Raw genomic sequence first — 8,386 nt, forward strand, 5'->3', positions numbered from 1 at the left:
GCCATCCGCCCCGCGAACACAGCCGATTCGGCCAACAGCTCCGCGGCCATCCCCACCCACTGCGAACCCTGACCCGGGAACACCAACACCGAACGACCGGAAACCAACCCGCCGCCGGACACCGACCCCGGTGCCAAACGCCCATCCGCCAGCGCCTTCACGCCGTCGAGCAACTCGCTCCGGTCCCCGCCCACCACCACGGCACGGTGCTCGAAGGACGCACGCCCCACCGCCAGCGAATGACCCACGTCCGCCGTGTCGAGCCCGGGCTCCGCCACCACCCGCGCCGCCAACGCCCCCGCCTGCGCCCGCAGGGCCTCCGCACTGCGCGCCGACACCGGCCACACCACCGGCCCAGGACGCCGGGCACCCTCCACCGCCCCGGCCGGAGCCTCGGCCGGCGCCGACTCCAGGATCACGTGAGCATTGGTCCCGCTGATGCCGAAGGAGGACACACCCGCCCGGCGCGGACGGCCCGTGTCGTCCCACGCACGGGCCTCTGTCAGCAACCGCCCGGCCCCCGCCGACCAGTCCACCTCGGGCGTCGGACCGTCCACGTGCAGCGTCTTCGGCATCACCCCGTGCCGCAGGGCGAGCACCGACTTGATGACGCCGCCCACCCCCGCCGCGGCCTGGGAATGGCCGATGTTCGACTTCAGCGAGCCGATCCACACCGGACGGTCCGCCGGACGGTCCTGCCCGTACGTCGCCAGCAGCGCCTGCGCCTCGATCGGGTCGCCCAGCCGCGTCCCCGTACCGTGCGCCTCCACCACGTCCACGTCCGACGCCACCAGCCCCGCGTCCGCCAGCGCCGCACGGATCACCCGCTGCTGCGACGGACCGTTCGGCGCCGTCAGACCATTGCTCGCACCGTCCTGATTCACCGCCGAACCACGGATCACCGCCAGCACCGGATGCCCGTTGCGCCGCGCGTCCGACAACCGCTCCACCAGCAGCATCCCCACGCCCTCGGCCAGGCCGAAACCGTCGGCGGCTGCCGCGAAGGCCTTGCAGCGGCCGTCCGGGGCCAGACCGCCCTGACGGCTGAACTCCACGAACATGCCGACCGTGGACATCACGGTCGCGCCGCCCGCCAGCGCCAGCGAGCACTCACCCGACCGCAGCGCCCGTACCGCGAGGTGCAGGGCCACCAGCGAGGACGAGCAGGCCGTGTCGACGGTGACCGCCGCTCCCTCCAGACCGAGGGTGTAGGCCAGTCGGCCCGACGCGACGCTTCCGGTGTTGCCGGTCAGCAGGTGGCCGCCCTCGTCGGCGCCCTGTTCGAGAGTGGGCCCGTAGTCCATGGTCATCGCCCCGACGTAGACGCCCGTCGGGGTCCGCCGCAGGGTGGCCGGGTCGATCCCGGCCCGCTCCAGCACTTCCCAGGTCGTCTCCAGCAGCAGCCGCTGCTGCGGGTCCATCGCCGCCGCCTCGCGCGGCGAGATGCCGAAGAACTCCGCGTCGAAGTCCGCCGCACCGGCGAGCGAACCCGCCTCTCGCTGGTAGTACCGGCCCGGCGTCCCCGGTGCGGGGTCGTACCGTCCGGCGGTGTCCCAACCGCGGTCGTCGGGCAGCGCGGAGACGGCGTCGGCACCTGCCGACACCAGCTCCCAGAGCTCGTCGGGGCTGCCGACACCGCCGGGGTAGCGGCAGCCCATGCCGACGATCACCACGGGGTCGTCGTCCTCGGCCCGCCGCACCGGCTCGTCCGCGTCCGTGTTGCTGTCGGGCCGGTCGCCGCCGATCTCGGCGCAGAGGTACGCGGTCAGGGCCGCCGGGGTCGGACAGTCGAAGACAACCGTCGCCGGGATGCGCAGCGCCGTCGCCGCACTCAGCCGGTTGCGCAGCTCCACGGCGGTGACGGAGTCGAATCCCAGGTCGAGGAAGGCCAGGTCGGCGGGGACCGGATCGGACCGCCCGGTCAGCGCGGCGATCTCCTCGCCCACCAGCCGTGCCAGCGCGGCACGCCGCTCCGGTACGTCCGATCCGGCCAGCTCCGCGCGGAACGCGGCGCCGGCATCCCGGTCACCACGCGCGCCGCCCGCGCCGCCGGGCCCGTTCGCGTCCGCCGGGCCGGGCTCCGCGAGCGCCGCCAGGGCAGCCGCCGGCAGTTCCCGCACCCGGGCGTGCTGCCCGGCGAACAGCGCTTCCCGGTCCGGGGTGACCCCGTGCACGTACAGGTCACCGAGCGAGGTCAGGAACCGGCCCGGACCGCCCTGGTCGCGGCGCAGCGTCCCGAGGACGGCGGCCTGCGCGCCGTGTTCCTCCGCGCAGTCCGCGAGGGCAGAGGTCAGCACGGTGTGCGGGCTGACCTCCAGCAGGACCCCGTACCCGTCCCGCAGCAGGGCCCCGGCCGCCTGGTGGAACCTGACCGTGTTGCGCAGGTTGCGGCACCAGTAGTCGGCGTCCAGGACCGGGACGTCCAGTCGTCCCCCGGTCAGTCCGGAGTAGTAGGGCAGATGCGGTGTGCGGGGGCGGATCGGTGCGAGGTCGGCGCGCATCCGGGGGACGATCGCGTCGATGTGGGGGGAATGGGCGGCCAGGCCCACCGCGATCCGCCGTGCGTGCACCGCGTCCGCGGCCAGGTCGGCGAGGAGTTCGGCCGCGGCGTCGCGGTCGCCGGAGACGATCACGGACCGCGGGCCGTTGTGCGCGGCGACGACGAGGCGGCCGTCCCAGCGGCGCAGCCGCGGCTCGACCTCGCCGGCCGGGGCCATGACGGAGACCATGTCGCCCTGCCCGGCCAGGGTCGCCTGGGCCTGACTCCACAGGGCCACCACCCGCGCGGAGTCGTCCAGGGACAGCGCGCCGCAGACCGCGGCGGCGGTGACCTCGCCGACGCTGTGCCCGAGCACTGCGGCCGGTTCCACGCCGTGGGAGCGCCACAGCGCGGCGAGCGACACCGTCACGGCGAACAGCAGGGGCTGCACCACGTCGGCCCGGTCCCCGGCGGGTGCGCCCGACGCGTCCGGGTCGCGGAGCACGTCCATCGGCGACCAGTCGACGAACGGTTCCAGGGCCTGCGCGCACGCGTCCATCCGGTCGCGGAACACCGTGGAGGTGTCCAGCAGGTCCACCGCCATCCGGGGCCATTGCGCGCCCTGCCCGGGAAACACGAAGGCGACCCGCCCGCCTGCCCCTGCGGCGCCCTCCAGCAGGCCGGGCATGCTCCTGCCGTCGGCGAGCGCGTCCAGCCGCTGCAGGAATCCGTCCCGGCCGTCCGCCACCACTGCCGCCCGCCGGCTCCCCTCGGAAGCGGTGCGCGCGAGGGCGAACGCGATGTCCTGGGGGCTCCAGTCGTCACGACCGGCCAGGTACGCGTGCAGGCCGCGCGCGCCGGCCGCCAGCGACTCCTTGCCGCTGCCGGCCAGTGTCCACAGCAGCGGTGCTTCCGTACCGTCGGGGTGCGTCATCGTGACTTCGGACTCCTTCACGGCGATCAGGACCACCAGTCGCCGGACCGTGGCGGGGCGCCCGCTCCCACGGGTCGCGCGCCGACCGGGACGCCTTCGTCATGCCCGGCGTGTACCGCCACCGGACGTGCGACGCCGATCTTGCCCAAGTCGCATAGCGTCCCGATATCGCAGGCCGCGACACGGTGCGGGCACGGGGAGCGGGCACGTCGCGGAGCGGTGAGGGGATGAGGAGCGTCCAGGCGGCGACGGAGGCGAAGAGCCTGCGGCGGCCGGTGACCGAGGCCCGCAGCGCCGCCCGCGCCCCGGGGTCTCCTTGGAGGCCGGCCTGCTGCCGGATGCGCACGGCGCACCCGGCAGCAGGCCCCCGGGGCGGGGTCAGCAGGCCTTGACGTACCAGACCGGGGCCCAGTCGGCGTTGGGGTCGCCGTAGGGTGCGCCAGGAGTGGTGTATACGAGGTTCTTGGACTTGCCGTACATCTTCGCCTTGAGACCGGCGGTCTGGTTGTTGTACCAGGACCCGCCGCTGTTCAGGCCGTCGGGGATCTCCTGGATCGCACCGCAGACACTGAACTTGAACGCGAGTTGCCGGTAGTTGCTGTACTTGTAGCCGCAGAAGTAGCCCTTGGGGCAGTCGGCCGGTGCGGCCGAGACGGCCGGCCGGGCGTTCGCCGCCGGGGCGAGGAGCGTGGTCGCCGCGGCGAAGCCGGCCGCGAGGGCGATGCCGGCCTTGTGGACGAGTCGCATGAGGACCTCCCGAGAACTGTGACGTCGTGGTGCGGGCGGGTTCGGCGCCCGGTCCTCAGTCTCCGCGGCCGCCGGACCGCCGCTCCAGGAGATTCGGGCTGCTCCGAATCACCGCGGCACCGCTCAAGTCCGGCCGGAACCGGACGGATCGGGCTCGTCGCCGAGCAGGTCGAGGCCCCGGGCGGTCGGGCTGTGCAGGGCGGCGTTGCGGTACCTGGAAGTGCCGATCAGCCCGGCCTCGCGCAGCACGGTGGCGTGTTCGCTGGCACTGGACGGGGTGATTCCGGCGAGGGCCGCGAGTTCCTTCGTCGAGCAGCCGGGGTGTTCGGCGATCGTCTCCAGGACGGCGGCACGAGTGTGCCCGAGCAGGGCGGAGAGCGCCACCGTCGATCCGCTCGGAGCCCGGTCGGCTTCGAACAGGGCCGACCGGTCCGCCGGCCCGCTGTCGTCGATCGGGTAGGTGACCACGGGCAACGGCTGGCCGTGGGCGTCGTCGCTGACCATGGCCCGGGTGGCGAACACCGAGGGGTTCAGCAGGATGCCCTGCCCCCGGAGCCACAGGTCGTACTCGACCGTGCTGCGGACTTCGAGCACCGGCGGATTCCACCGCAGCCACCGGGGGTTGGCGCCGGCCAGCAGGAGCTCGACGCCTCCGCCGAGGAACTGGCGCACCCGCACGGCCCGGTCCGCCGCGTGGCGGTCGACGACCTGCGGCCAGTGGCGGCCGACCAGGTGCTCGTAGAGCAGGCCGAGGCTGTCGACGAGTTTCTCGCGCAGCGCCCTGTCGTCCGCCAGGTGACGGGTCCACCGGGGCACGGGCTGGTGCTCGGCGATCGCGGCCAACTCCGCCTCGACGAGCCGGCGCGGCGTGGCCCGTACCCGGTCCAGCAGCTGCTCCGGGCCTCCTGCCACCGCGGGCATCAGGAAGGTCGGCCCCCAGCCGTCCGCGGGGACCAGGGACAGCGCCAGGCGGGCCCGCTCGGGCAGCCCGGCCAGGGCTCTGCGTCGCCACGGTTCCAGTCGCGCCGCGTGGCCGCGCGACTGCAACGCCCTCGCCGCCGCCATGAGTTCGGTCAACGGCATGGGATCGGCCGGCCGGGTCCTGGCCAGGTCCCCCGCCGTGAAGTGGATCCGGTAGACCATCGTTTCCTCCGGTGGCGGGCCGCGTGCTCAGGTGCGTTTGAAGAACTCCACCTCCGAGAGTGCGATGGCGCGGCCCGGGCCGGTGCCGGCGGCCTCCCGGACGGTGAGCTTCACCTGGGTGACGTCGCTGATCCCGGTCTGCACGGTCTGCGGGCCGGGCTGGTCGTTGAGCGGAACCTGCTGGGTGTGCACCGTGCCGTCCTTCTCGGTGACCTCCAGGGCGAGGACGACGGGGCGCGCCTGCTGCCGGAAGTGCTGCGGGTCCACGGAATCCCCGGTGTGGATGATCAGGTCCACCAGCCGGAACGGGGTGCGGAAGGAGAAGGTGACGGAGTCGCCGAGCGCGGGTGCGCCCCAGTAGGTGTTGCTCAGGCCGTCGTCGGCCAAGGTGGCCGGATGGCCCTCGACGGCGGCGCTCGCCGAGGTGGCGGCGGGGGTGATCGGCGCGGTCTTGCGGAGCTTGTCCAGCACGTCCTGGAAGGCGACCTTGCCCGCCGGGTAGAGCAGGATCCCGGCGACCACCACGGCGATCAGCACGAGCAGCGCGATGGTGCGGCGCAGCGCGTTGCCCGAACCGCCGATCCGCACCCGGCGCCGGAACGGCCAGCGGGTGCGCCACCAGGGCAGCTTCGGCGCGGCCTCGGTGGGCGTCAGCGGCGCGGCGCAGCGGCGGCAGAACTTCCGCTCGGGCAGGTTCGGCGTGCCGCACCGGGGGCACGGCGGGCCGTCCTGGGTCTCGACGGTCTCGGTGGGCCGGCTGACGGGGCGGGGTGCGACGGGCTTGGCCGGCTGGACGGCCACCGGGTCGGCCGCCGCCCTCGGGGCGGGCGCGGGGGCGGGGGTCTGCGCGGGAGCCGGCCGTACGGGGGCGGTGCTCGGGCGCGGGGGCTCGGCGGCGGGCGGGGGTTGGGTCGCCGGGGGCTCGGTCACGGGGGGCCCGGTCACCGGTGGCTCGGCGGGCCGGGCGGGCGGCTGCTCCGCCCTGGGCTCCCCCTCGACCTCTGCTCCGGGTTCCCCCTTGGCCTCCGGCTTGGGCTCCCGCGTGGGCTCCGCCCCGGTGCGCGCGGTCCGGCGCGAGGCGCTCCGCCGGGTGGATCCGGCGGGCGCGGGCGCGGGCGCGGGCTCCGGTACGGGTACCGGCGCGGGCTCGGGCTCGGGCTCGGCCCGTGCGGGGGCGGGCACCGCGACGGGCGCGGCCGTCGGCGCCGTCGTCGCCGGGGCGGCGGCGCCGCGCGACCAGCCGAGGTAGGCGCCGCAGTTGCCGCAGAAGTCGTCCCCCTCCCCGTTGGCCGTTCCGCATTCGGGGCACACCGGCATCCGTCAGCCCTCCGTTCGCCCGGGTGGGCCGGGCAGGATCTCCACCCGGCAGGTCAGATGGACCGGACAGCCCGCCCTCACGACGGACCGCACCTGGTCCTCGTCCGGCGCCGGGCCGCGCAGCGGCCAGACCCGGACCAGTACGTCGCCGCCCGGCGCGGGCGGCAACGGAGCGTCCGGGTCGGTGGACCAGGAGGCTCCGCCGCCGTCGACGATCTCGGCTCCGGCGCCGAGCACCAGCCGCAGCCGTTCGGTGAGGCCGCGCCGGGTGCCGCGCCAGCGGTGCAGCTCCACGGCGCGCTCGACCACCGCGCGGCGCACCTCCACCGGCCAGGCCGGGTCCACCTCCACCGCGACCCAGGAGGCCAGCCAGTCGAGGAAGTCGGCCGGCGCGAGGCCGGGTCGGAAGTAGGCGGGCAGGTTGTCCAGGGTCGCGAAGACCGGGGCGAGGACGGTGTCCAGGCCGGCCGTGAACCGCTGGGCGAAGTCGTCGTCGGCGAACAGCGCGGGCAGCAGTTCGCCGATCGGGTACGGGCTGGGCAGTCCGGGGACCGCCGCGCGGCTCATCGGCGCCTCCCGATTCCCGGCGCGCGGCACTCGCTCATGACGTCCCGTCCTCGGCGGCCGGGGTGACCACGACCTGGTGCTGGTGGGAGAAGACCAGGGCGTCCGCCGGGACCTCGACCCGCTCGGCGGGCGCGCCCCGGCGTCCGGTGATCGGGTCGGCCGGGAACAGCCGCACCTCCTCGACGCCGGAGACCGCGGCGACCCGCTGGAGCACCGCGAACACCTCCCCGTACTGCACGGCCCGGCCGAACGGCCAGCCCTCGCCGTCGGCGCCGCCGCGCAGCGGGTTGAGGTAGCGGTACAGCGCGGCGAGCACCTCCTCGCGGACCCGGTCGGGGTCGGCGGAGCGGGTGGTGAGCCGGGCGACGACCGTCACGCCCTGGTAGGCGGGGGGCTGGACGACCAGCCGGGTGCCGATCAGCCGGCGCTCGTCGAGGGCGGTCGCGACGGCGGCCAGCACCTGCTCGTCGGGGATCAGCTGCTCGAAGCGCAGCCGGTCGCCCTCGTCCGCGACGGCGTCGGGGACCACCAGCACCCGTACCGCCCCCGCCTCCCCGCCGCCGGCGGGCACGCAGCTGATCCGGGCGGCGGACGGCGCGGCCTGCCGGGCGATCAGCTCGAAGTCCCCGGCGGTGACGGCACGTTCCTGCAGGCGCAGCTGGTGCGGGGCACGGGCCTTGGCGTTCTCCACGGTCTCGCCGTCGACCCCGCCGCGCGCCGCCTCCCGGTTGTCGACCCGGGCGATGTACGGAACGGAGCTGCGCAGCACGGTGACGGTGCCGCGGGCGACGTTGCCCGCGATCCCGCCGCCGGTGCGGTAGCGCGGGACGCGCAGCCGGGCGCCCTTGGGCGGCACGGCGCCGAAGGCCCGCAGGCCGCCGTCCGGTTCCCGGACCGCGGGCGGGAAGAGGAACTCGCCGGTGGTCGCGTCCAGCACCACGTGCCGGTCGGCGGGCGAGGACTCGCCGAAGTGCTCGACGAGCGTCCAGCGTTCCCAGCCCTCGCCGGCCGCGACCTCGACCACCGGGGGCTCGCCGTCGAGCAGCACCGGCGGCCGGGCCAGCCGGAAGCGCTGGCCCGCGACGCCCTCCGAGGTGCCGAGCTGCGCGTCGGTGACGGTCTGCGCGTGGACGGCGGTGGCGGTGCCGCCGACCGTGAACACCTCGGCCCGCCGGACGGTGGGGGACTCGGAGTAGAAC

General features: G+C 75.3%; 6 protein-coding genes. All 6 read right to left on the reverse strand.

The annotated features are described in order from the left end of the window. Positions 1-3,413 (reverse strand): acyltransferase domain-containing protein (locus ACFVHV_RS42445; RefSeq protein WP_380359040.1); only part of this gene is annotated, 3,413 nt, incomplete at its 3' end. 378 nt (positions 3,414-3,791) lie between these two features. Then, on the reverse strand, positions 3,792-4,160 hold the full coding sequence (locus tag ACFVHV_RS42450; protein WP_359897838.1) for a hypothetical protein: 369 nt from the start codon (positions 4,158-4,160) through the stop codon (positions 3,792-3,794). Between the two features lie 123 nt (positions 4,161-4,283). Then, positions 4,284-5,303: a winged helix-turn-helix domain-containing protein gene (locus ACFVHV_RS42455; protein WP_359897839.1), complete on the reverse strand. Its 1,020-nt coding sequence runs from the start codon at positions 5,301-5,303 to the stop codon at positions 4,284-4,286. Between the two features lie 27 nt (positions 5,304-5,330). Beyond that, positions 5,331-6,620 carry an NADase-type glycan-binding domain-containing protein gene (locus tag ACFVHV_RS42460; RefSeq protein WP_380359043.1) on the reverse strand — a complete coding sequence of 430 codons (1,290 nt, stop codon included), beginning with the start codon at positions 6,618-6,620 and terminating at the stop codon, positions 5,331-5,333. A 3-nt stretch (positions 6,621-6,623) separates the two neighbouring features. Then, complete coding sequence (locus tag ACFVHV_RS42465; protein ID WP_359897841.1) at positions 6,624-7,187, reverse strand: phage tail protein; 564 nt, start codon at positions 7,185-7,187, stop codon at positions 6,624-6,626. A gap of 34 nt (positions 7,188-7,221) precedes the next feature. Further along, on the reverse strand, positions 7,222-8,386 hold a 1,165-nt coding region (locus tag ACFVHV_RS42470; protein ID WP_380359046.1), incomplete at its 5' end, for a putative baseplate assembly protein.

The organism is Kitasatospora sp. NPDC127116 (genome assembly GCF_042677365.1).
Taxonomy (GTDB): domain Bacteria; phylum Actinomycetota; class Actinomycetes; order Streptomycetales; family Streptomycetaceae; genus Kitasatospora; species Kitasatospora lactacystinica.

Bases quoted from the DNA above. Each gene is read 5' to 3' on its own strand.
- ACFVHV_RS42450 (WP_359897838.1), bottom strand. From the start codon at position 4,160: ATGCGACTCGTCCACAAGGCCGGCATCGCCCTCGCGGCCGGCTTCGCC.
- ACFVHV_RS42455 (WP_359897839.1), bottom strand. From the start codon at position 5,303: ATGGTCTACCGGATCCACTTCACGGCGGGGGACCTGGCCAGGACCCGG.
- ACFVHV_RS42460 (WP_380359043.1), bottom strand. From the start codon at position 6,620: ATGCCGGTGTGCCCCGAATGCGGAACGGCCAACGGGGAGGGGGACGAC.
- ACFVHV_RS42465 (WP_359897841.1), bottom strand. From the start codon at position 7,187: ATGAGCCGCGCGGCGGTCCCCGGACTGCCCAGCCCGTACCCGATCGGC.